Genomic DNA, 23236 nt, shown 5'->3' with positions numbered 1-23236 from the left:
TGCAGGCCTCCAATATCTTTCTTCTCCTCTTCCACACTGGGTGGAGGGTTCAACCAAAATGCCAGCCTAACAGATTCCAATGATAGAAAAATAAACACAAGGTTACTGCTGCTAGGGATACGAGAGTATAGTTCGCACGCTTCGGTAACGTCCAATAGCTGTTCTTCCATGCCAGAATGTTCATTGTTACAAGCGCCACACTCCATCCCACCAGAATAAGAGGCATGAACAGATAAAGACGCAAAGATAGTGGAATGTGGCTGAGTCGATCGATCAGATCCATGTTCATCACCAGAAGTGTTGCGCCCAAGGTCACCAATGACCACACAGAAGTAGCTGCCGACATCCGGACTCCCCATTTCTGCACCCTTGGCATCTCTTTGTTTTCGCGTCTGTGATAAATCGCTCCCAGCAATACGGTGAAGAACAGAACGGCCGAAATACCGAGCAATGGGAGCCAGAACTTCGATTGATTCATCAATGGGGCAGGTTCCAGAGGCATTGGATTCAACATATCCAGAAACAGATACGTGACCTTGCCCTCTGCATCGGTGCGGAACCCCATCTGATGTGTGCCTCCGACCTCCTGAAATAAATTCACGCCAATCGGAGTGTATACCTGCTGATCTGCACCACTTCCAATAAAGAGCCGGTTATCCGAAACCTCAATATTGATCTGAGTCAGAAAACTGAAAAACGTATCGATCTTCGTGTGATTACGACGTGTAAATTGATAGGAACCTGCATATTTCTCCAGAGGCTCCCCCAATTCAATAGAGGTTGCAGCAGGCTGCTTAGCCGTCTGGGCAGGATAGTAACGATCAAAAAAGGCTTGCGCCAACCCTCCCGCTGCCGTTCCACCTTCCCCTCCACTATAGGAAACAAAAATACCCATTTGTTTGTCCGGTACAAGATAAAGATCTGTATTAAACAGCTCGTCGGCCCCTGCATGAGAGATCACACGCAATCCATTCATATTCAACTCGTAAAAGCCCAGATCCATGGCGGGTAAACGTTCGTCAAACTGGAATGCCGGGGAATGCATAAGCCTGGCGGTTTCCGGCTTGAGAATTTGCTTATCCTCATATCGCCCGTCCTGTAAATGAGCAATCATGAAATGAGTCATATCGTTCGCCGAGACACTACCTGATCCCGCAGGCCGGAAGCCTCCCTCAAACGTTGGCCGCTTAGTTATAAACTCGCCATTGGCTCGGGCGTATCCTAGCACCGCATAAGGCTCCAAAGACGCTGGAACAGGCTCCTCTACCGTAGCATAATTCATGCCCAGCGGATCAAATATATTTTTCTGTATATAGTCATTATAGGCGACACCACTGACTTCTTCGACGATAAGTCCCGCGAGTGAGGCACCATAATTGGAATACGCCAGCATCTCGCCTGGAGGCTTAACCCGTGCAGGCATATGCTTCGCCATGGTTTCAGCAATAGAGACGGGGAGTTTCTCCGGATCGGTAGTGATCTGATAACCTACACCGCCTTCCTCGAAGCCTGCGGTATGGGTCATGAGATGGCGTAACGTAATCGGCTCCGCATAGGTTTTCGGTATTTTCACCGTTTTTAGATAGGTGTTGACGTCTGTATCGAGATCAAGCTTTCCCTCCTCGACCAATTGCATCACAGCGGTCCATGTGAACAACTTTGTTGTCGAAGCGATACGAAACAAGCTGGTTTGAGGATCAACGGGTTTATTTTTTCCGATGTCGGAATGTCCGTACCCTTTGGAGAGCAGAATCTTTCCATCCTTTACAATCGAAATGACTGCGCCCGGAATTTGTAAGGAGTTCATTTGTACATCCATCATTCCATCAATGAACGCTGTTAGCTGATCTTTGTCATCCAGGTTCGCACCAGCTCTCTGATCCAATTTACCGGAATTCAATCCGGGAGCAGATACCGCAACCGCTACGGGTGACATTGTCCCTAACCCCATTGTTCCTAATGTAATGCATAACAACACCAGTACCATTATTTTGCCAAAAATCTTCCTTATCGACGATGACATAATCAACCTCCACCACTCCGCATATTTTTTAATAACGTTTCCTCTTGCTTTCTTTCGAGAGCATATCAAGAACGTATGAACGGAGCGTGAACCTTTTTGTAATTCTTTGCCAAAGAGGATTAGCTTCAGTAAGATAGAGGAAGATTGAATTAGAAAAGGAGAATGGGAATGCCAGACTTGTTACTAGTCTTATTTTTGTTTAATTTATCTTTATTTCTTCTGCACGAAATGGATGCCATTAGACGATCCGAATGGAAATTGTTTATCGTGCTGAAAGACATGGAAGATGAGAAGGCCTATAAATTCTTCACATTCGTTCACCTGCCACTTTACACCGTCGTCCTCGCCCTGCTTTTCAGCTCTTACCAGACGATTACGTTCTGGGTACTGGATATATTTTTCATCATTCATGCGGTACTGCACCTATTTTTCGAGAAGCACCCTCGTAATGAATTTAAGAATACATATTCCAGATCATTTATTTACCCCATGGGGATAATAGGGGCCATTCATTTGTTAGCTTTATTAATGTAATTGCATCAGATTGTATATCAAGAAATAAGAAATTTTATGACCGCCGTGAAAATCACGGCATTCGCTGCCTGCGAGGAAATCCATAAACTTCTAGGGGATGCCATTTTTAAAGAACAGATGGCCTCTGGACGATGGTGCGCAGAACATTTTGAAATAGTCCCGTTAAACTCGGTGAGGTACACCAAATTAAGCGCTGTGTAAGCATATGCATTTATAGTAGACTGGGGAAAAAAGGTTCAATCATTCGGGAGGTTTGCTTATGCAAGAGCAACATGCAGCACGAGTCGAACTATTCGTTTCCAACAATCAGATCATCAAAAAATCATTCAAGTGGCAAAATGTGATGATGCACCGTCTGGCGGCCCTGCTATATGCAGCGGAAAATAAACAAGCCGATGGTGATGCCATCCGTCAAAGCCATGAATTGATCAAGCAAAACACGAATCTCTTTTCGGTCTTTCGGGGAAATTCGGCGATTAGCATCGCCACCATGCTCTCGCTTACGACAGAACAGGAAACAAAACTGGCAGATACCCTTCTGATCTATGATCTGATGAAAAAGAATAAATTTCGCACATCTGATTATCTGGTCATTGCGGCCTATCAGATTGCGGCTCACGCGAAGCCGGACCAGTTCGAGCATAGGGTGGAACGAACCAAAACATTTTACGATCACATGAAAGCCCAGCACCGCTTTCTTACTGGACAGGACGATTATATTTTCGCTGCCATGCTGGCCCTTTCCGATCTTAACGTGGAATCCGGTGTAACTCGTATGGAGCACCTCTATACTGAACTCAAACCTGAGTTCTCGCCGGGGAATAGCGTGCAGGCATTAACGCAGGTGCTGGTCTTAGGAGATGACAATCCGGACGCGGGCGCTCGTGTACTCGCATTAAACGAAGCATTCCGCAGGCGAGATATACGAATGGACAAAATGTACACTCTGCCCTCCCTGGGGATACTCTCCCTGCTGCCTGCTGACCGAGATACGCTAGTATCACAAGTTGAGGAAACGTATTAATTGTTGCGTACACAGAAAGGCTTTGGTGCCTGGTCGATTAACAAACAGGAATTGCTGCTGCTCTCGTCTTCGCTGGTGGCAGTGCAATATGTGGAGGATCTGCGAAACGGCGTTCTGACCACAGCTATCTCCGCTAGCATCACCAACATTATCATTGCCCAACAGGCGGCCATGGCCGCTGCTGCAACATCCGCTGCCGTCGTTGCTTCGTCCTCATCGAGCTAGAGGTCTTGAAGTATTCATACAAAATAAAAAGGCCCTCTGGTACCCTCCAGAAGGCCTTCTTCATTTGAATACAGCGTTGCTGTTAGTTACTACTCCCCCACGATACCCGTGCCACGAAACTCCTCAATGAAACTATTCAGCCAATCCGAACCATAATCCAGTGCTCCCATATCACTCTCAATAAAAGCAACATCCAGACCCATAACCCAAAATCTGCGAACGATAATGAATAGATCTACGGCCTTTTCATCTTGTGTAGAGAAGCTTCGAATGGAACGATAGCCCTTCAAGAGCGCATTCCATAATACTTCTCTCTGCTCACCAGACTGTCTCTTCCGAGCCTTCACCTGTGCCAGGTCGTAGGCACGCCAGCCTTTAGCTGCCCACTCAAAGTCATAATGGATAAACTGACTGTCCTGTTGAAAAGCGTTATTGTTTCCATGCATATCACCATGACACAGCCCTGTATCCAGACCTTGTTTGGTAGCGACGACGATGCGTTCTTTTAACTCTCTGGCAAACGTATGTAGAAATGATGATGCTTCATTTTTCTCACCGATGTAGTTAATGATTCGTTCAAGAGGCTCGTCAATTAGAAACTTCGTATCCAACTCATATCGTGGCAGCTCTGCAACCGCCTGATCCATAGCCTTATGCAATTCAGCCGCAGATTGACCAAATTTGTAACATGACTCTTCATCCTCAAGATTATTCTCCGTCCCCTCGATGTAGCGAAACATTACGGCCATTCGTCTGCCTTCTGCGGCATCCAGTACGGTATATCCGCTGCGATCTTTCTTCTCGATGTACTCTCCAATATCGGTATGTACTGCTGAACCTAGAATGCCCTTTAATTGAGATAACAGGGATAGTTCGTAACGTACATCGTTTTCCGTAATTTCAGTACGGTAGACACGAAGAATATACATGCCAGTGGATGTACGTACCCGGTAGGTGTCGTTTAACCCCCTCAGCCAAAACAAACATTCTTCCCAAGTACCGATATCATACTGATCCCTCAATGCAAACTCCAGATATTTAGGGTTGAGCACTGAACGCAAAGCAGTCGGTTGATTAAACATATGTATGCTCCTTATGTTTGGTATGATCTTTACTCTAGTTACAGAATAAATAATTCTTTCATCTATCAACCTATAACATAGTATATTTTTCATTTATTTTCCAGAATGTATTTTTATTAAAAGAATAGTCCCTTTCCCCCTGACGTTCCGTCCCTATTCAGCGGATTATACAGGGCTATTTGCCTTGATTCGTATCCCCGGCTCCAGCACACCTTTACGCTCAGGAAGAGCCCCTGCGCTCGACAATGTGGCACATTCACGAAAGGCAAAATGTTTACATCCCAAGCATTTCTGATGATCCAGATGTAATAAAGCATAATCGATGGCCTCTCCTGTATGCTCAAACATATGGTCAGGAGCTATTCGTTCAGCCAAACCCGTTCTTTTCAGCATGTCCATCGGCTGGGCCTGGATTCCAGAAAATAGAACTATTCCGTTTGATCGCTCAAAATGTTTCAATATACTGGCCAAATTGGATTCACCTGTGGTGTCGATAAAGGGGACTTTACTCATGCGCAACAGTAAAATGCCTGGCCGCCGATGAATTGAATCCATGACCGATTTCTCAAACGTGTCCGCTGCTCCAAAAAATAATGGACCTTCAATCGTATACATGCTCATTTGAGGACAGTCATGACCGTCATGGACCATGTGAGCCATTACTTTTTCGTGCTTATGATCGGGATCAGGCAGCACTTTGGCAACCTTCAACATCTCACTCATACGCTTCACAAATAACAGAACAGCCAGAATCAATCCAACCTCTACAGCCGTTGTTAAACTTGTGAATACAGTTAGCAAAAAGGTGATGAGTAACACGAGCGAATCACTTGTTCTCGTTTTTAACACATGTATGAACGATCTCCGTTCACTCATATTCCAGGCAACCATCATCAGGACTGGAGCCATACTGGCAAGTGGAATATGCGAAGCATACGGTGCGAATAGAACAAGTACCAGCAGGACCACTACGCCATGAATAACCCCCGACAATGGTGATACAGCCCCGGATTTAATATTCGTAGCCGTACGCGCAATCGCCCCTGTTGCAGGAATACCCCCAAATAGTGGTGTCACCATATTAGCAATCCCCTGTCCAATCAGCTCCCGATTGCTGTTATGACGACTTCCAGTCATGCCATCGGCAACAACAGCAGACAGCAACGATTCGATTCCGCCCAACATGGCGATAACAAAGGCCGGTTGTAGCAAGTTCACGATTCGCTCCCAAGTGATCACCGGCACATGAAACTGAGGCAAGGAGCTTGGTATGGCGCCAAAGGACGATCCAATCGTAGCAACCTGGCCTTCAAAAAAGAACGCTGCGACTACCGTCGATAGTACCAGCCCGACCAGTGATGCAGGCACCTTTGGTGCAAATCTCGGCACAAGCAGAATTACAGCCAGACAACTGCCTGCTGTCAGCAAGCTGTATATATTAACGGTTGAGATATGCATCCCAATCTCCATCATGTTGGACCAAAAATCTTCATGTTTCTCAATCCCGCTCAGTCCCAGAAAGTTAGCAATCTGCCCACTGAAAATAATGACGGCGATACCAGCGGTAAAACCAATGGTTACTGGCCGAGGTATAAATTTGATTAACACACCGAGCTTCAACAGCCCCATTAGTACCAGCATTATTCCGGCCATAATCCCGGCAATCAATAAATTTTCATATCCGTACTGCATCACGATCGCGAAGAGAATCGGAATAAATGCGCCTGTCGGCCCGCCAATCTGGAACTTGGAACCACCCAGCAAGGAAATGAGAATCCCTGCAATAATTGTCGTGTACAAGCCATACTCCGGCTTAACTCCGGAAGCGATGGCAAATGCCATTCCCAGCGGAATTGCAATAATGCCCACAATCAACCCTGATAACAAATCCTTGCGAAAAGCGGATGCATTGTATCCTGCAAATCTCCCCATCCATTTCATCTATTTCAACCTTCTTTTCTTTATATATTTGAATATTTGAATATAATAAAAAGACTACTCCCAAGGACGGCCCCTGTCAATCGTAATGCTCACTTTTGCCGACCAGATCATAACGCAAAAAACAAGAAGTTCCCTGCACTTGCCTCCCGGTTCCCCTTGTTTATTGTGTTTAAGTATCTTTTCGTATGTCTTCAAGCATCGAAATGGCGTCGACCAAATGATTATCAAAAATCTGCTTGGTGACTGTCAGCAGGTCCTTGATTAGAGGGTCACGAAGTGAGTAGATAACCGTGGTTCCTTCCTTGATTCCCTGGACAACGTTTTTACTGCGTAACACAGCCAACTGTTGTGAAACGGCGGAGCCTTCTGATCCGAGAATACTTTGCAACTCATTGACGTTTTTCGCCCCATCACTAAGCAACTCCAGAATTTGTATCCTCATCGGGTGCGCCAGTGCTTTGAAAAAATCAGCTTTGAACTGTTGAATGCTTTGATTCATACGTAATGCCCCTTTATTCAAACTTTTGAATGTATGAATATAATATCACACATAAGTCAACAAGAGCAGCAAGCCAACACGATGAGCAAGTGTCATTTCCCTGTCTTGACCTTGAAGTATACTTCAGACTTTATACTGTGGATGTCATACTTTATGGATGAGAGGCGGCGTAGAGATGAGTTTGAATAAATATAACAAAAAACGCTTTATAAAGAGCTATCTAATAGAAAAATACATTGGAGATTTAGATACCAAGAAGAATTTATCTACACGAGAAAATACCCTGAAGCATCTGGAGCACATGGGTGTTAAGAATACTAAGCCTTATCGGTTGGGTAAGGTTAAATTAATCTCCTCAGTAATCGAACGTACTTTTGAGGACATGCAGGTGTTTACTTTGAATGACCAGATGTCTGCTGACCAAAAAATGATTCTATATATCAACAAAAATACCCCATAGAGAGACTTTTTTAAAGTGTCTACTCTATAGGGTACAGTTTACAGTTACCTGGTCTCTTTTTTATCATCATAAATACAAAGCTGACTAAAAATAAAGCAAGATTAATCCAAATATACTTGAAAACCCCTTCACCGGAAGAGATATAAAGGCTTAATGGTAAAGACCAAATCACAAAAATCATAAATAATAAAATTCTTTGAGTTAAAGAAGCATAAATCACACCACAGGATGGAATAAGCAAACCAAAAACCAAAATAACGGTTGAAATTCCATTTGAATTAGGATCAATACTAACAAAAATAAAAGCAAGAATACCAATCAGACCACCGACAATACTCAATACTTTTTCCATAAACATACCACCTCACAAAAATAATGAAAAACTGGTTTACTTCATTCTATAGGTTTTTTCTGTTTAGGTCATTTTTTAAAAATGATGACTATAGCTTGCTCCCAAGCAGGAGACCTAATAGTCCCCTGAAGAAGACAGCCAAAAGAACACTTTATCTTCTGATGCTCATCTATTTTAGATACCCTACCCTCCATTCTCTTTATTGTTTGTCTCTTTTTGAGTAATAGAATATATTAATTGATGATGTACTTAGCTGCATTAGCTGGTGTGAATAAGCGATAACGGTCTTATTTTGAAGAGATGGTGAAGTCCAACATAATGATTTAAAAATATGACACCGTAGTCAGTCCTAGAAGTGCTTACGATATGATGTACTAACTGATTGCGACCTCAGTCTTATCTTACAGCGGTAATCCTCGATTACATAGGTTACAACAGTCGGACACATTCTAAAACTTAGGTCATGTCTTTTCTTTAAATTTTTAGAATTCTCATCCATCTATATAATATCAATCGAACCTTCTTCTGTTCTTCAATAGCCTTCTCTAAAGCATATCCAAGCACCAAACTCAAGGTGATGTATTCGTGGGGACTCTTCGCATCGATGTGGCTGGATATTCTTCTCATCTGCCCTTCTGTCATTTCACCCAGGTTACTTTTGATCAGTTGAGCCATAATCCACCAACCCCCGTTATTCCTAACCCCATCAATCCCCTACTTAAGGTAATCATTCCCTTCTGTCATTTCAGATAAATCATTGTATAATACGCACCTCACTTATCGATCAAGTCGGAAATAAAGGCCTTTGTGGAGAGATGATCTCTCAGCAAAGGCCTTTTGTATGTACTACCCAAGTGTGGAATAACTGGATAATCGTTGGAATTTATCCTTGTTCAGCGAATGTGCGTCCTTTACAATAACTTTATAAATTCCCGTATATCGATTTCTTCATTCAACAATATCCATATATGGTATAGAACTTCCTTGATTACGATATAAGCTCTTACTTGAGTTTATATAAAAAAATGATACAGGAGGCTATCTAATGTTCAGATTCATTTTACCGTCTTCCAAGCTAGTATTGATTTGCTGTCTGCTGGTGCTTTCAACGGTAAGCATGCTGTTCAACAGTCCAAAGGCGTTATCACATGGCTACGTAGAAGGGCCGGCAAGCCGCGCTGCACTGTGTGCTTCGGGAGTCAATCAGGATTGCGGCAGTATCGTGTATGAGCCCCAAAGTCTTGAAGCGCCTAAGGGCTTCCCTGGTGCTGGACCTACGGACGGCCATATTGCAAGCGCTAACGGTGTGTTCCCTAAGCTCGATGAGCAATCCGCTACGCGTTGGTCAAAAGTGAATATGTCTAGTGGCAGTAATACGTTTACTTGGAAGCTAACAGCTAACCATTCAACAGCAAGCTGGAAATATTATATTACGAAAACGAACTGGAATCCGAATGCACCTCTATCCCGTGATTCGTTTGACCTGACACCGTTCTGTTCCGTTGCCTATGACGGAAAGCAACCTCCGTTTAGTTACACCAACTCTTGCAACGTACCCGAACGTAGTGGTTATCATGTGATTCTAGCTGTCTGGGAGGTTGCGGATACTCCCAACGCCTTTTATAATGTCATCGACGTGAACTTCTCCGGGACGAATCCGGTTGATAATGTAGCTCCAACACCTCCAGCTTCCCTTGTGTCGACTGCAATTGCAGCTACGAGCACATCCTTATCCTGGAAGGCTTCCACAGATAATGTAGGGGTAACAGGGTATAAAATTTACAATGGGACTACCTTGGTAGGGAATGTGTCCGGCACAACTACAAGTTATACAGTAACGGGGCTGACAGCAAATACAGCCTACACCTTCACTGTCAAAGCAGTCGACGCAGCAGGCAACGAATCTGCAGCCAGTAATTCTGTAAGCGTTACCACAACTGCGCCTCCTGCTAATGACACTACCGCACCGACATCTCCAGGCGGGCTGCATGTGATGGGAACACCGACCGCATCCAGCATCCAGCTGATGTGGACGGCATCCACGGATAATGTAGCAGTGACAGGGTATAAAATTTACAACGGCTCTACTTTAGTTACAACGACATCCGGGACGGCAACTTCCTATACAGTAACCAATCTTGAAGCGAACACGACCTACAACTTTTCGGTTTATGCTGTTGACGCGGCAGGCAACCAATCAGCTGCAAGCACGGTCAGCGGTAAAACAGCCGCAGCTTCAACTGCACCTGCATGGGCAACCAATACCCAGTACACAGTGGGTACCATCGTCAGCTACAATGGTTTGACGTATAAATGCCTCCTTACACATAAGTCTCAAGTGGATTGGATCCCTTCGGCAACACCAACCCTCTGGCAATTGCAATAACGGGATTGACTGAGGATTAGATATAAAGGATTCCATACAGATCCAGATTTACAGCCACGCCGGTCCATTTCATGGGATCGGCTTTTTTTACACCATGCAAAATAAGACGCTTCCGGAAGGATTCCCGAAACGTCTTATTACTTACTTTTTACGTTCCCATACCGAATTTATCAAGCCAATATGGGCAATCCTGGTATCATATGGCCTCATCGCTAACCACATACGTCCATTTCCATGAACGACTGACTGACTTAACGCTGAAATGGCGATCACGTTATAATTCCAAGAGCATTTCATACTGGCCAACATGATACGCAAAGCCTGATTTGACCAGGAAATCTTCCATTGGTTTCAGATGAGATTCCACATTGAGGACACTGATTCCAGGAGATTCTGTGCGTTGGACCATCTCTGTCAGGATGCTGCTTGCAATACCTTTGCCCCGGTAATTTTGGCTTACTCCGAGCTGTGGAATATCACCTGTTTTTTTATCTATAATGCCATAGCCAACAATGCTATGATCCTGTCGTGCAACCACATAGATAAAAGCTTCCGGCACAGCGTAGATGGAATCAATTGAATTTTGCCAGGAGGGCTCCACATCCCAAAATTCCTTGAACTGCTCCAGATCGACTCTCTCCACACATTCCACCGTGCAGGTCGTTTGCGGTATGAATTTATCTTTTTGCAACTGAAAACATGAAAATTCCCTTTGAATTTTCATGTTTTGTTTACTGTAAAGCTGAACTGCAGATTCGTTGGATTGGATGACTTCCAACAAATATTGCTCTACATTTTTTTCTTTTAGCAGCATTTTTATATTCAAGAGCAGATCACTTGTTATGCCCTGCCGTCTGTATTCTTTTACAACACCTGTCCCCATGTCGTATGCAGTCGCCTTTCCATTCCAGTTTCGAAGTCCATTGATAACAAATCCGACCATTCTCTCATCCTTAAAGGCCCCCATAGATATTCCGGGATGATAACCTCTTCGTTGGAGCATTTGTTGAAACTTCCAAAAAGGCAAATCCATTTTAACCTGGTAATCGGAAAACGCATCCACAAACACTTGGTGAAGTGTTTCCATGCTTATCTTGTCCAACATTTTATAAGTGTACATTAGGACATTCTCTCCTTTGAAAAGATGAAAGCAATAACATATTAGGGATCATGATCTCCTGCCCTTATTTAAATATCCTACTAAATAATGTTAACACTATACAGTAAGATCCGCACTATAAACGTCATAGAATAAGAACAACCGAGCAAAAGTTAGAAATAAAATCGTGATTTCGATCAGATTATTCAGTTAGTGGAAAATGTTCAAATGGTTTGCTTTATAAAATGTTCATGAGTAAAATTCCTTTTAACTAAAATAGACCGCTCCCTGGTTAAGGAATACGGTCTATTGATTCATTATTCTAAGAGGATACCGATTTTGTTAAACCAATTTCGGTTATCTTGGTGTCATACGGATCTAATTCCACGGTTTGTTTTCCATACTCGGTATCGATCGTTGCGGTTTGAACTTGGTCACTGTTGTTAATGACGACCAATATTTTGCTTTCTGGATAATACGCACACTCGGTATACAAGTTATCTGTAATGTACCTCGATTCATGGAATTCATTGCCGGCAAAGCGAATCAGATTCAATAGCAACCTGGTGTTCTCCCAGCTAAATTCGAAGGAAGGCAGGTAGATCCCTTTTCCTTTACTGAAGTCAAGTGTAGACAGTGTGATCATACCATCCGTTTCATCCACTACAGCAGCTGTTCCATCGGTAAGAGCAATGTTTTTCTTAGGCGTTATGCTGGCCCCTTCAGGCACCAAACCATGCTCATCACAAGCCTCATGCGTCCATTTTCCATGAACCACCCTGGCGCCTGTATCCTCATCCACCCCAAGAACATGTGCCATCCTGAAAAAGCTGTCATACCCTTCTACCGCCGATGGCTGGTTGATGCCAATAAAGGTACCGCCTTCATATACCCATTTGGTCAGCAGGTCCACGCACTGGTGGTCATTCCAATGCGCTCCGCCGCTCCAGGCCGAACCAGCAGATCCAGCATTAATGACGACGTCAATATGTTGCAATGCGCCCTTACGGATATCTTCAAAATCAATGAACTGCACATCAACCGGTAAGCCAGACAAGGCTTCATTAATATGAATCAAGTCATGCATATACGTTTCATGGAAATGGCCGGACAAGGTCCACGATCTTAATTTACCCCAGCTATGCAGAACTGCTACCTTCGTCTTCATCTGATAGGGCTTGCCCTCAAGATGCAGCACTTTCATTTCCCTGAACTCGTTGGTAATTTTCTCGATGTAATCAACAAAATCAGGGTAAGGTTCAACCAGATGCAGATATCCACCCAATCCAATCCGGTCCATCGGCTCTCTGAGCAAAGCGCGCCTTATATTGATCCAGTACTTTTTGGCATCCAGCGTGGGATCTCCCCCCTCCTTAAAGGTAGGAAGTCCTCCTAAACCCACCGGGAATAAGTATGGATGCAGTCTTATCTCATGGGTGTCGACCTTGATGCCCGAACACATCCTTGCCTCGTAACCGGAGAACACACATTTAATCATGCCGTCGAATCCAAACTCATGAAAGCGGTCATTGTAAGGCTCCATACCAACCCAGCTGTCATCATAGAAGACATACGCCAGCTTGCCGTGGTTATGCACGATATCAATTAACTTCTTCCCAAATTCGATGACGAAATCATTGATAAATGCCATCCAGTCCAGCTTACGCTGCTCAGCCGGGATATGACTTACCTGATATTTTCCGCCATTCACAAAATCCTCCGCAGTGAGTGAATATCCATATTTTTTGGCGAACAGATCGAGCGCTCTTGAACTTACCGTAAAATCATATGAACCCCAGTCTGAAAACAGATGGCGATTACGCTCGTCGCTGCCCCAGATCCAGGCGAAATTATAAAATAATGAGGTGAACCGGACCACCGTTGTTTCCTGATGCTCCTGACACCAGTTCTCCATCCAGTTCAGCAGATATCCCTGCGTTTCCGGATAGATCGGATCAATTTGCATCAAGTGCTCTTTGTCCCAATGGTTCGTGGTGTGATTATACATCGAAATCTCTTCCCAAATCCGATAGGCCATGAAGCTTACGGTGTATTTATGCCAAGGGACGATACCAGTAATGACAACATGGCCGGATTCCCTTTCATAATTCCACTGCCCTCTTGGCACTTCCTCCCCGGTTGTCCGGTCAAAGACCTGCCAATATTTAAACGCCTCTTTGGAATCATTCACTTTGAATTGTTCAGCAAAAAAATCCTCCAGCAGATAGAACGATACATAATCTTGTACAGCTACCTTCGGATTCGTAATTAGAAAACACTGCTGCAGCTTATCTTGATTTCGGGATGCCCACTCGTTATGATCCCGAATGATACAGATGGTCGAATAAATGCCATACCCAGCGTTAATAATCTCATCGGACAACTGCGTGCCGTCACTGTCACGAATGACATCGGCTCCCCACCGTTCGGCAAGTTCCAAAGTCAGTGCCTCATAACCGGATTCCCCAGGTAAAGTAAAGGAGCCTTTTGTTGGTTTGGACAACGTGGTTCCCTCCCTATTTCAACATGTCGGATAGAAAAGCTAATGCCAAGCCCTGACCCCAGCCCTGAATCCAGTCTTTTGGAATATTGCGATACCCCTCCCGATCCTTCATCACCGCTGTACCGCCCGATACACCAAGCACGCGTCCATCTTCACTAATGTTGTTCAGGATACCTTCCAGTGCCTTTTGCACATATTTGGTATGCAATGGATTGCCGTTATTGATCATGGCTGCTGCAATACCAGCGGAAGCAGACACCTCTTCATAAGAATCTTCGTCATCCAAAACCGTACGCCACAAGCCATTCTCGGTCTGGACGAGCTTTAGAGCCGCCAGTTGATCCCGCAGTGAACATTCCACGTCCATGCACTGTGGATATAGATACCAGTCCTTCAATTGTGGTTTTACTTGTGACATGGTGTAGGCGCCCCAAGCGTTCGCTCTTCCCCAATATAATCCGGACATGTGGTCCTTGTTGACGTTATTGTAGCCGTGGTACCAAAAACCGCTGCTTGGATCCTGCAGGTATTTGATATGCCAGTAATATTGATTCAGAGCATCCTGGATCATTTCCTGATCCTTTATTTTGCTTCCTACACGGAGCAGGAAAAATGCCGCCATAAACAAGGTATCCGCCCATGCCTGCTCGGGAAAATCATTGGAAATAGACACGGTATGCTGCAGCACGTTATCTCCGAATCGAAGTGCATGATTTTGAAGATAATCCACCTTGCTCATTACAATATCCCAATATTTCTGGTTCCCTGTTTCTTCATATAAAGTAATCAGCATATGGCCCATCGCACATGTATTTACTGTCCAGTCCGGTAAGCCTAGCTCAATGTATTCATCCGCCCATTGGACAAGCCTGTCCAAATATTCCTGATTGCCTGTCGTTTGATAAGCTCTGGTTACACCATAGTACGCCACACCGCAAGGCCAATCCCACGTCAAATCCATGGCCAGTGTTTTTTGGGTAACGTTATCAATTACGTTTAAAATTTCTTCCCTGTCATATTTCACTTGCAGCATAGTGATTCCCCTCTCATAGCGCACACGCCCCCAAATGCGCTTGAGAGCTGTCCGTCTTCGGTTTGAAAACGCTTTACTTTTTCCATTGTACGCAGTAAAATAGTGTCAATCTAAGCATATTCGCAACAAAACTGCGCAATTTCAATCATTTATGAATGGGAGTTATCGAATGTGCCCAGAAAAAAGCAGCCCATTATTGAATATCGCCACTACAGCTTGCCGATCCACTTTCCTATTCTGCTGTTAAGCGGTGAACGCTGGAAGATCTCCGATATCAAAAGTGAACATCTCCATTTCCATAACCATCTGGAGATTGGCATTTGCCATTCAGATAGCGGCATTATGGAGATCAAAGGTGAATCTGTACCTTTTAAAGCCGGTGATGTGACCTTTATCCCTAGATATCTTCCTCATACAACATATAGTTCACCCAACGAAGCCAGTCTTTGGTCTTATCTCTTTTTCTCGCCAGAGGATCTCTTTCAACATTCGTTTAAGAGCAATGCCTGCAGTAACTTCGAACCCAATTTGTGGGCAATTAAGGGACTGAACTGCATTTTAAACAGGGAGGAACATCCGAGGATTTATACCCTTGCGACATCGGTCGTAGAGGAATTGAAGCAGAAGAAACCTTTGTATCAGGAAAGTGCCTATGGCTTATTGTTATCCCTTTATATCGAACTTCTGCGAATCCATTCCCAAAGTGAAACCTTTGAAGATCAAGAAACACAGCCTAATCTAAAAGGTGATTTTGTCATTTCTCCAGTTCTGGAGTATATCACCAAAAACTATATGTCGCCCATTACCATCGATTCTCTGGCTGATCTGTGCCACCTAAGCACTACTCATTTTCGCAGAAAATTTCATGATATTATGGGAACTGCACCTCTGGATTTCCTGAATAGCACCCGGATTGAAGAAGCCTGCAAGCAATTAAAAACCACGGATGCCTCCATTCTTTCGATCTCCGAACAAGTCGGTTTTCAGTCCATCTCCAGCTTCAATCGCTGCTTTTCCAAGCTTATGGGGAAATCGCCGAAAGAATGGCGCAAAGGCGCACAGTCTGAAGTGCAGTCCGCGAAAGCATCCATATTGGAGTTTACGGGTTGGGTATGAATTCATGTACACATGACGAATCTTCTTCACAATATAGATAAAAAAACAGCGCGCACCGATTGAATATCGATGCGCACTGGCAGCATAGCTTTTTCATCTGTCTACTTGAAAGGGGTAAGACCAAGACCACCATAGGCTTGGGCTTTTATTATATAGACAGATGGTACGTACGTCCATCCGTCCATTTTGATTTTAGATTGATAACACAACAAACCAAATAAAAGCTGTTCCACGCTATCCTCATGTGGCGCGTATGGATCACATTTTGTCTAGAGTGTCTCTGTAGTGAGCGTAAACCCTTCAATCACGACATCTTCGTCCACTTCAATCATGATACACCGTCTGCCTTGATAATTCACCTGTTTCACATACCTCAGGTCTTGCGGGCTTACCGAAATCGTAGCAACCTTGGTTTCAATCTTAATGGACTTGGACGTAAATTTCGGCATCACACTGGTTGCTTTCATTTCATAATTCTTGTTATCGACGATAGTTTCAAATGCACGTTCCACTTTCTCCGACGTCAGATCCTCTACACCGCTTGCTGTCAGCACACGTTCCAGGTCTTTATAATCCAGCTTCGGAGGTTCTTCCTCATGTGACTCTTCGTTAATTTCGATGACCCGGTTGATCTCCTCGTACACATGTGCAATTGTGGCTGAGTCGAGCTGTTCACCGGCTACTTCCTTCACGATATCTTCGAAGATTGCCCGTTCCTCCAGCGCTGTCACGGATCTTTCTCCATTCAATACATTTTCAACAAAATGCGGATCCGGGAAATTCGATTTCCCTGTACAATACAAAATACGATTAACATCGGAATAGTTGTCCGTCACACTCGGGTACAGGAAACCCTGCTCTGGTGTGCTTAATTTGACAACCGGATCGACAATCACGTTGTACTTAAATTCTCTCTCCACATAATCAAACAAGAGTGTTTTCCGCTGCTTCTCCGTGGAATTCACGCTGCACAGGATGAACGGATGTGCGAATACTTCGTTCTTCTCGCTTTCTTCTGCTTCATCGTTACGGGCCTTGGTCGGCAAGTAATACTGTCCACGCACGAACGTGATCACCATATCCCGTTCATACTTGGCATCTGCCATCATTCGTTCCACCAACAGGAGCATCAGGTCCTGCCATTCTTCCGGATCTCCTGTGACCAATGCTTGGTGAAGCATCACCTGAGCCGGCTCTTCCGCCTGCTCCTGAAACTTCAACTCAAACAATTTCTGATCCAGCTCACCCGTCAGCAATTTTTTGAAATTGCCCATGTACAGCTCCTGCTTCTCTCTGTCTACCAGCTCAAACGGATGGCGCTCCCAATGATAGATCTCGTTCGTTTCTTTCGTAATATACACGTTGAGAATATCGTAAATATTCATTAGATCATGATCCATTTTAAACTGTTTGCGGATATGCGCGACTTCTTTTTTATTCATGATTCGTTAGACAACTCCTCAAGTAAATTGGCCTTACAAGTATAAACGATATAAAAAACCTTCGCTATATAAGTTCAACTAAAAGAATATTTCAACTGGCACTCCGATGACAGAACAACCTTCCGATCGCTGTTATCGTAATATGTCATCTGCGGTAACTAAACAGAAAGACGCATCAGGAATGATTCCCGTGCGTCTGTTTTCGTTTCACTGCTTATCTTTTCGATTAACTGCTGCTCGGCAACACATCTGCATTCAACAGTAGTTCACGGCTGGGAGGAATTTTCCCCGCTTCACGCAGAAACAGTAATCCCATCAAAAGTGACACTACGCCAATAATAATCAGCAATGCCCCCAACTCCTGATTGTAGGCTGCCAGCTCCCCGTTCCGAAAAGCCATTCCGCGAATCAGACGGTTAAGCCAGTTCATTGGTAATGCCCATGCGAAAATTTGAAACGGTTCTGGAAATGCCAGCGGCGTTAGTTGAATTCCCGTAGCCAAAAAGGACGGATACAATACAAAACTGGTTCGTAGACTGACTTTGGACATGTCTCTGGCAGTGTATCCAATGAACATACCCAGGAGTGACAAGGCGAAGGCATAAATAACCAGTGGGATGATAAAAAGATAAGGCTCCGCTTCAAATCGCATTCCCCCCACCTGCTTTAACAATCCATAGGATAGCAGCAGTGAAAGGGAACTCAACACAGCATAAGGTACACACCGTATCCATAGCTGGAAAGGTGACTTTCCGTTTGCAAACAGCTTCCCTTCCTGACGCAGCCGAGGCGTTATCGAGCCCGCTGCGCTTGTCGTTATCATCAATACTACAATATTCACAAAGCCAAGCACCATAAAACCAACATAACTGGAGGTTGGATTAAACAGCATCCGCTGCTGAAGGGATAACGGCGACACGATTCCTTTAGCTGTTTCGGCATCCATTCCTTTCTGGACGAGACGTGTCATGGAAAGGGTCATATTCTCTGTCTGGATAATCTCCTGAATCGCGGTCCGAATCCCGGTTAGCCCAGAGGGCATCGTGTTATCCAGCAAGATGCCGATATTCGTCGATTTCCCTTGTTGTTGACGCAATCCCAACTGATTGGGGAGCATAATAACGGCTACAGCCTGTTCATTGGCAAGCAATGTTTCCGGACTCATTCGGCTGGCATACACACTTTTGACGCTCATGTATTGTGACGCATTTATTTTGGAGATCAGCTGCCGTGAATATTCACTATGATCCTCATCTATGATAACAACTGGCGATTTGCTAATTTGATTCTGTGAAAACATCAAACCAAAAAATAGGGCTGCTATAATCGGACCAATAAAGATCAGTCGAACATACTTGCTGCCCAATACGTATTTCCACTCATCAATCAGTGATTTCATCAAGTTTCACCTCTGCTGTCATCCCCGGAAGCAAATCAGCATTCGAATCCATCGATATTCGGACCAGATACATACTTAGATCGGCTTGCCCTTTTTCGCGCGACATACGCAAGCTCGCAAACTGTGGGGCAGATGAGATGGAAGTAACAACCCCGCTCACCTGTGTTGGCTGATCCAAATACGGAAAATGAACATCAATGCTTTGATTCACTTCAAGCTTTTGAATTTCACTTTCCTGCACATAGAGATCTGTGTAATAGTTATTCTTTTGCAGAATCGCCAGCGGAACTCCTGGTTGTACTTGGTCCCCCTGCTTTATAGTAACTCGGTCGACCAATCCGTCATACGGTGCGAGTACATCCACTTCTCCTTCCTCAGCTGATTTTACTTTGATCAACACCTCTCCCTCTTTCACAGAGTCACCTGCAGATGCACCCGCCTCTATAATCGCCCCAGGACTATTTTGATAAAATAATGTCGTTTGCTCTGCCTCAAGTATGCCTTGTTTCCTGCTCTCCGCCTGACTTACCGCATCCTTTCCTTTCACAGCCAGAAGTGAACCTCCAGCAATGAGCACCAGCGCAATTCCGATATACAAACCTGCTTTTATCTTCATTCTTTTATCTCTCCCATTCTAATTCCTCGTATATATAAGTTGAACTAAAGAATATTTACACTGGACACTCCGATGACAGAACAACCTTCCGATCGCTGTTATCCCCAGATTTTTTGATTCCTTTTAAAAAGGGGTAAATCCGGGGATAAAGGCGAAGCATATGCTTCCGATGCAGCTTTCTTTCAGAAAGCTTTTAGCTCCGCTTCTTCAGGTTCTTTCTGTCCTCTCCGTTTTGTGTAAATGTTTAGTTCAATTTATATAGTTAACTTTGCTGCGCATGTTTGCTTTTCATTATCATTTTAGTGACCGCATTCTCGGCAGCTTCCATGATGACTTCGCCCAAAGTGGGATGGGGATGAATCGTCATAGCCAAGTCTTCCACGGTCGCACCCATCTCAATTGCGAGAGCAAGCTCCGATATCAGTGTGGATGCCTCCACGCCAACGATTTGTGCGCCAATAACGATTCCCGAGGTCGGATCAGCTACAATTTTTACAAATCCTTCGGTTTCTCTTAAAGCCAATGCTCTTCCGTTGATCCCAAAAGAAGATTTTCCAATAACTACTGGAATGGATTGTGCTTTCGCTTCTGTCTCACTTACTCCAACACTGGACAGCTCCGGATCGGAAAAGACGACCAGCGGAATCACCTTGTAATCCACTTTGGAGGTAAGGCCAGCAATGGCCTCTGCCGCTACTTTGGCTTCATAGGATGCCTTGTGAGCGAGTGCCGGACCGGTTGTAATATCTCCAATGGCATAGATATGGGGGATCATTGTTCTGCACTGTTCATCCGTTTCAACCAGCCCTTTGCTGGTCACTGGCAAGCCCATTCGCTCCAGTCCTAACTGGCCATCTGTATTGGGTTTCCTGCCGATCGTGACCAATACATATTCCGCAGCAACCTGGTACTGCTCCTGATTTTTCGAATAATGCAGTGTAATGGAATCGGCATTCTGCTCCACCTTTTCAGCAATCGCTCCGGTTACGATCTGGATACCATCCGCCTTCAGTTGTTTGACTACAGGGGCTGCGAGTTCCGGCTCAAATCCGGGCAATACGTGTGCTCCTCCCTCCAGAATCGTTACCTTTGTTCCAAATTTGGCATACATCTGCCCAAGCTCCACACCAATATAACCTCCGCCAATAACAACCAGGCTACTCGGCACCTCCGCCAGAGACAGTGCTTCTGTGGAAGACAAGATACGTCCTCCAACCGGAAACGCTGGCAGCTCAATCGGACGAGATCCCGTTGCCAGTATGAGGTTTTTAAAAGAAATGCTCTGCTCCTGTCCAGCTTGCTGGATCAGCGATGTATGTTCATCCACCTGACTGGCCTCTCCTTCGAGAATGGTTACACCCGCATTCTTTAACAAATAGTGGACGCCACCTGCCTGTTTATTCACAACCCCCTGTTTAAAATGCTGTGCATTCTTAAATGTCGCTGCCGCGTCAATTGGATTGAACTGTCTGAGCAACTCATAGCGATGTGATTCCGCAATTAAAGCTTTGGATGGTATGCAACCCACATGCGTACATACTCCACCAAGCTGTTTACGTTCGACAATTGCCGTCTTCATCCCCAGTTGCGCAGAACGAAGCGCTGCCACATACCCTCCTGGACCTGATCCAATAACTAACGTATCTACAGATTCAAGCTTACTCATATCCTGATACCTCCTGAATTGAAGCGATTTAAAATATGATGATCATAATATATTATAACCATCATATTTTAAGGCCGTCAACAACCGTATTTGCCCTTTTGTAAATCAACAGATATCCAGTCGCCAAATTGACAGGCTTTATTATGATAACTATAATATTTTAAAAGTATAGAAATTGAACTACACATTTACACGAGAACGGAGAGGACAGAAATAACCTGAGGAAGCGAAGCGTTCGCCTTTATCACCGGATTTTCCCTTTTGGAAAAGGGAATCAAAAAAATCTGGGGATAACAGCGATCAGAAGGTTGTTCTGTCATCGGAGTGGAAAGTGTAAATATTTTTCAGTTCAATTTCTATAGAATGATGAAGCTATGGAGTGAATGACAATGCCCTATCCCAAAGGCCATAAAATAAAAGTACGAGGTAAAATTGTGGAGAGTGCTGCGCGGGCTTTTCGCACCAATGGTATCCAGGACGTCAGTGTGCCGTTCATTATGAAGGGAGCCGGATTGACTCATGGGGGCTTCTATTCACACTTTGACAACAAGGAACAACTGGTCGCCGAAGCCTGCGAATATGCCATTAGCGATACCATCGCACTTCTTCAGAAAGTCGCGGATCAGGAAGAGCAGAACCCCAAAATCGATACAGTCATCGATTATTATCTCAGTCCCTATCATCGCGACAAAACAGAAATGAGTTGCATTTTCCCTGCCCTTTCCAGCGAAATATCCCGCTCCTCTGAAGAGGTCCGGCAGGTATTCACTCATGAACTGGAACGGATGATTGCTTTTATCTCCAATCTGGCAGATATGGATGTGTCCAAAAGTCGTGCACTATTTAGTACATTAGTCGGCTCGCTTGTTCTTGCACGCTCTGTTAGTGATCCTGAACTGAGCGACAGCTTTCTCGCGGCGGGCAGGCAGCAAGCCAAAGAAATGGTTATGAAAGGTTAGAAAACATAAAAAAAACACGTCCATAGTGGCGTGTTTTCTGTAAACTTTTGTACAAATCCTTTTACCCGACAACTATTCAAATTAGCATCTTACATATTTACGCTTGAATCCAGTACGCCCCTTTTCCACTGCCTGTTGAATATTCGCAGAGGCATGCAGCAGCTTGCTCTTTGGCTTGTCTTTGTTGACTTCAACAGGTCCTATGGCCTTGGCCGTCTCCACTGCCTGATCGTGCAGCGGTTGATAGGATGTCGCGACGGTGTACAGGAAGTTGTTCATCGAATACTTGGTGCGTTCTGGTGATTCGTGGATCGTTTGCTCTACCTGTTTAAGCATATCGTTCAGCTTACTTTCGGAAAACTCAGCATCCTTCCGGCTTCCGAGTAACCAGCAATAACAGCTCCAGCCTGCTGACATTTTCAAATCATCCCCGCTCGCAATCCACTTGTCCGAAACCGTTTGGGCAATATCCGTCTCCGACAACGTGACGGAAACGATGAAGTCAGAGATCATGTAAAAATAAGCTGCATCGATCCAACGGTCAAAATCAGCTTCCGTCATCGTTTTGGGATCGGCAATGACGCCAGCAAAGTACATGGCATCATAGTTCCCCGTAGCGTAAAGCAGCTCAGCCAAAGGTTGATCCTTTTTTATTTTCTTCGCGATTGGTTTCATCGCCCCGGTTGCTACTCCAAAAAGCGGTTCCTGTGCGCCATTGGACATATATATTTTCTTTGTTCGTTCTTTCCCGAGCGCTTCAAGCTCTTGCATAACCTCTTCCAAATTCATTGTGCAAAACTCCTTTTTCATAGGACATATATATTTCTAATTTGTCGTTTATAGGGAATAAAGCTTCCGAGATGATCCGTACAACAAT

General features: G+C 44.5%; 21 protein-coding genes. 7 read left to right on the top strand and 14 right to left on the bottom strand.

The features are described 5' to 3' along the window. Nucleotides 1-49: 49 nt before the first annotated feature. Nucleotides 50-2023 (bottom strand): serine hydrolase domain-containing protein, encoded by a 1974-nt coding sequence (locus QP794_RS27440; protein ID WP_285079909.1) that lies wholly within the window; start codon nt 2021-2023, stop codon nt 50-52. Nucleotides 2024-2185: 162 nt separating this feature from the next. Between QP794_RS27440 and QP794_RS33245 the strand changes: the two genes are divergently transcribed. From QP794_RS33245 to QP794_RS27425, 3 genes are all read left to right on the top strand, one after another. Continuing rightward, entirely contained in the window at nt 2186-2557 is a 372-nt protein-coding gene (locus QP794_RS33245) for a DUF6713 family protein (protein ID WP_350338900.1), read from the top strand. 259 nt (nt 2558-2816) lie between these two features. Next, a complete protein-coding gene (locus QP794_RS27430) occupies nt 2817-3581 on the top strand; it encodes a DUF4003 family protein (RefSeq protein WP_285079908.1) in 765 nt (254 codons plus the stop codon). Continuing rightward, nucleotides 3582-3806 carry a DUF4003 family protein gene (locus tag QP794_RS27425; RefSeq protein WP_285079907.1) on the top strand — a complete coding sequence of 75 codons (225 nt, stop codon included), beginning with the start codon at nt 3582-3584 and terminating at the stop codon, nt 3804-3806. It abuts the gene before it with no gap. 89 nt (nt 3807-3895) lie between these two features. On the opposite strand, the gene QP794_RS27420 is transcribed toward QP794_RS27425, so the two are convergent. The 3 genes from QP794_RS27420 to QP794_RS27410 form a co-directional block, all read right to left on the bottom strand. After that, nucleotides 3896-4888 (bottom strand): phosphotransferase, encoded by a 993-nt coding sequence (locus tag QP794_RS27420; protein WP_285079906.1) that lies wholly within the window; start codon nt 4886-4888, stop codon nt 3896-3898. 165 nt (nt 4889-5053) lie between these two features. Beyond that, nucleotides 5054-6829 carry a SulP family inorganic anion transporter gene (locus tag QP794_RS27415; RefSeq protein WP_285079905.1) on the bottom strand — a complete coding sequence of 592 codons (1776 nt, stop codon included), beginning with the start codon at nt 6827-6829 and terminating at the stop codon, nt 5054-5056. A 169-nt stretch (nt 6830-6998) separates the two neighbouring features. Further along, nucleotides 6999-7328, bottom strand: a complete 330-nt coding sequence (locus QP794_RS27410) for an ArsR/SmtB family transcription factor (RefSeq protein WP_285079904.1) — start codon at nt 7326-7328, stop codon at nt 6999-7001. A gap of 175 nt (nt 7329-7503) precedes the next feature. Here QP794_RS27410 and QP794_RS27405 point away from each other — a divergent pair, with 175 nt between their 5' ends. Then, a complete protein-coding gene (locus QP794_RS27405; RefSeq protein WP_285079903.1) occupies nt 7504-7788 on the top strand; it encodes a hypothetical protein in 285 nt (94 codons plus the stop codon). Nucleotides 7789-7807: 19 nt separating this feature from the next. Here the strand turns inward: QP794_RS27405 and QP794_RS27400 are convergent, their stop codons facing one another. Together QP794_RS27400 and QP794_RS27395 are read right to left on the bottom strand one after the other, a co-directional pair. Next, complete coding sequence (locus QP794_RS27400) at nt 7808-8140, bottom strand: hypothetical protein (protein ID WP_285079902.1); 333 nt, start codon at nt 8138-8140, stop codon at nt 7808-7810. A 474-nt stretch (nt 8141-8614) separates the two neighbouring features. After that, a complete protein-coding gene (locus tag QP794_RS27395; RefSeq protein ID WP_285079901.1) occupies nt 8615-8815 on the bottom strand; it encodes a hypothetical protein in 201 nt (66 codons plus the stop codon). A gap of 370 nt (nt 8816-9185) precedes the next feature. On the opposite strand from QP794_RS27395, the gene QP794_RS27390 reads away from it, so the two are divergent. Further along, on the top strand, nt 9186-10526 hold the full coding sequence (locus QP794_RS27390) for a lytic polysaccharide monooxygenase (protein ID WP_285079900.1): 1341 nt from the start codon (nt 9186-9188) through the stop codon (nt 10524-10526). 274 nt (nt 10527-10800) lie between these two features. Here the strand turns inward: QP794_RS27390 and QP794_RS27385 are convergent, their stop codons facing one another. The 3 genes from QP794_RS27385 to QP794_RS27375 form a co-directional block, all read right to left on the bottom strand. Then, nucleotides 10801-11631 carry a GNAT family N-acetyltransferase gene (locus tag QP794_RS27385; RefSeq protein WP_285079899.1) on the bottom strand — a complete coding sequence of 277 codons (831 nt, stop codon included), beginning with the start codon at nt 11629-11631 and terminating at the stop codon, nt 10801-10803. A gap of 316 nt (nt 11632-11947) precedes the next feature. Next, complete coding sequence (gene gnpA, locus QP794_RS27380; RefSeq protein WP_285079897.1) at nt 11948-14128, bottom strand: 1,3-beta-galactosyl-N-acetylhexosamine phosphorylase; 2181 nt, start codon at nt 14126-14128, stop codon at nt 11948-11950. 13 nt (nt 14129-14141) lie between these two features. Beyond that, nucleotides 14142-15161: a glycoside hydrolase family 88/105 protein gene (locus QP794_RS27375; RefSeq protein ID WP_285079896.1), complete on the bottom strand. Its 1020-nt coding sequence runs from the start codon at nt 15159-15161 to the stop codon at nt 14142-14144. Between the two features lie 171 nt (nt 15162-15332). On the opposite strand from QP794_RS27375, the gene QP794_RS27370 reads away from it, so the two are divergent. After that, on the top strand, nt 15333-16277 hold the full coding sequence (locus QP794_RS27370) for an AraC family transcriptional regulator (RefSeq protein WP_285079895.1): 945 nt from the start codon (nt 15333-15335) through the stop codon (nt 16275-16277). A gap of 269 nt (nt 16278-16546) precedes the next feature. Here QP794_RS27370 and QP794_RS27365 read toward each other — a convergent pair whose 3' ends face one another. From QP794_RS27365 to lpdA, 4 genes are all read right to left on the bottom strand, one after another. After that, nucleotides 16547-17719, bottom strand: coding sequence for a DUF4317 domain-containing protein (locus tag QP794_RS27365; protein WP_285079894.1), 1173 nt, complete (start codon nt 17717-17719; stop codon nt 16547-16549). Between the two features lie 226 nt (nt 17720-17945). Continuing rightward, on the bottom strand, nt 17946-19118 hold the full coding sequence (locus QP794_RS27360; RefSeq protein WP_285079893.1) for an ABC transporter permease: 1173 nt from the start codon (nt 19116-19118) through the stop codon (nt 17946-17948). Then, nucleotides 19102-19734, bottom strand: coding sequence for a biotin/lipoyl-containing protein (locus QP794_RS27355; protein ID WP_285079892.1), 633 nt, complete (start codon nt 19732-19734; stop codon nt 19102-19104). The genes QP794_RS27360 and QP794_RS27355 overlap by 17 nt, the downstream gene beginning before the upstream one ends. Before the next feature lie 262 nt (nt 19735-19996). Further along, nucleotides 19997-21400: a dihydrolipoyl dehydrogenase gene (lpdA, locus tag QP794_RS27350; RefSeq protein ID WP_285079891.1), complete on the bottom strand. Its 1404-nt coding sequence runs from the start codon at nt 21398-21400 to the stop codon at nt 19997-19999. Nucleotides 21401-21789: 389 nt separating this feature from the next. Between lpdA and QP794_RS27345 the strand changes: the two genes are divergently transcribed. After that, nucleotides 21790-22359: a TetR/AcrR family transcriptional regulator gene (locus QP794_RS27345; protein ID WP_285079890.1), complete on the top strand. Its 570-nt coding sequence runs from the start codon at nt 21790-21792 to the stop codon at nt 22357-22359. 81 nt (nt 22360-22440) lie between these two features. Here QP794_RS27345 and QP794_RS27340 read toward each other — a convergent pair whose 3' ends face one another. After that, nucleotides 22441-23148: a DNA alkylation repair protein gene (locus tag QP794_RS27340; RefSeq protein WP_285079888.1), complete on the bottom strand. Its 708-nt coding sequence runs from the start codon at nt 23146-23148 to the stop codon at nt 22441-22443. Nucleotides 23149-23236: the final 88 nt, after the last annotated feature.

It is taken from the genome of Paenibacillus sp. UMB7766-LJ446, from assembly GCF_030226665.1.
GTDB lineage: Bacteria > Bacillota > Bacilli > Paenibacillales > Paenibacillaceae > Paenibacillus > Paenibacillus vandeheii.
Note: the sequence above shows the minus strand (reverse complement) of the source record. Positions and strands in the feature narration are given on the sequence as shown.

Bases quoted from the DNA above. Each gene is read 5' to 3' on its own strand.
- QP794_RS27365 (WP_285079894.1), bottom strand. From the start codon at position 17,719: ATGAATAAAAAAGAAGTCGCGCATATCCGCAAACAGTTTAAAATGGAT.
- QP794_RS27400 (WP_285079902.1), bottom strand. From the start codon at position 8,140: ATGGAAAAAGTATTGAGTATTGTCGGTGGTCTGATTGGTATTCTTGCT.
- QP794_RS27395 (WP_285079901.1), bottom strand. From the start codon at position 8,815: ATGGCTCAACTGATCAAAAGTAACCTGGGTGAAATGACAGAAGGGCAG.
- QP794_RS27355 (WP_285079892.1), bottom strand. From the start codon at position 19,734: ATGAAGATAAAAGCAGGTTTGTATATCGGAATTGCGCTGGTGCTCATT.
- QP794_RS27375 (WP_285079896.1), bottom strand. From the start codon at position 15,161: ATGCTGCAAGTGAAATATGACAGGGAAGAAATTTTAAACGTAATTGAT.
- QP794_RS27360 (WP_285079893.1), bottom strand. From the start codon at position 19,118: ATGAAATCACTGATTGATGAGTGGAAATACGTATTGGGCAGCAAGTAT.
- QP794_RS27420 (WP_285079906.1), bottom strand. From the start codon at position 4,888: ATGTTTAATCAACCGACTGCTTTGCGTTCAGTGCTCAACCCTAAATAT.
- QP794_RS33245 (WP_350338900.1), top strand. From the start codon at position 2,186: ATGGGAATGCCAGACTTGTTACTAGTCTTATTTTTGTTTAATTTATCT.
- QP794_RS27385 (WP_285079899.1), bottom strand. From the start codon at position 11,631: ATGTTGGACAAGATAAGCATGGAAACACTTCACCAAGTGTTTGTGGAT.
- QP794_RS27440 (WP_285079909.1), bottom strand. From the start codon at position 2,023: ATGTCATCGTCGATAAGGAAGATTTTTGGCAAAATAATGGTACTGGTG.
- lpdA (WP_285079891.1), bottom strand. From the start codon at position 21,400: ATGAGTAAGCTTGAATCTGTAGATACGTTAGTTATTGGATCAGGTCCA.
- QP794_RS27390 (WP_285079900.1), top strand. From the start codon at position 9,186: ATGTTCAGATTCATTTTACCGTCTTCCAAGCTAGTATTGATTTGCTGT.
- QP794_RS27405 (WP_285079903.1), top strand. From the start codon at position 7,504: ATGAGTTTGAATAAATATAACAAAAAACGCTTTATAAAGAGCTATCTA.
- QP794_RS27345 (WP_285079890.1), top strand. From the start codon at position 21,790: ATGCCCTATCCCAAAGGCCATAAAATAAAAGTACGAGGTAAAATTGTG.
- QP794_RS27340 (WP_285079888.1), bottom strand. From the start codon at position 23,148: ATGAATTTGGAAGAGGTTATGCAAGAGCTTGAAGCGCTCGGGAAAGAA.
- QP794_RS27415 (WP_285079905.1), bottom strand. From the start codon at position 6,829: ATGAAATGGATGGGGAGATTTGCAGGATACAATGCATCCGCTTTTCGC.
- QP794_RS27410 (WP_285079904.1), bottom strand. From the start codon at position 7,328: ATGAATCAAAGCATTCAACAGTTCAAAGCTGATTTTTTCAAAGCACTG.
- QP794_RS27430 (WP_285079908.1), top strand. From the start codon at position 2,817: ATGCAAGAGCAACATGCAGCACGAGTCGAACTATTCGTTTCCAACAAT.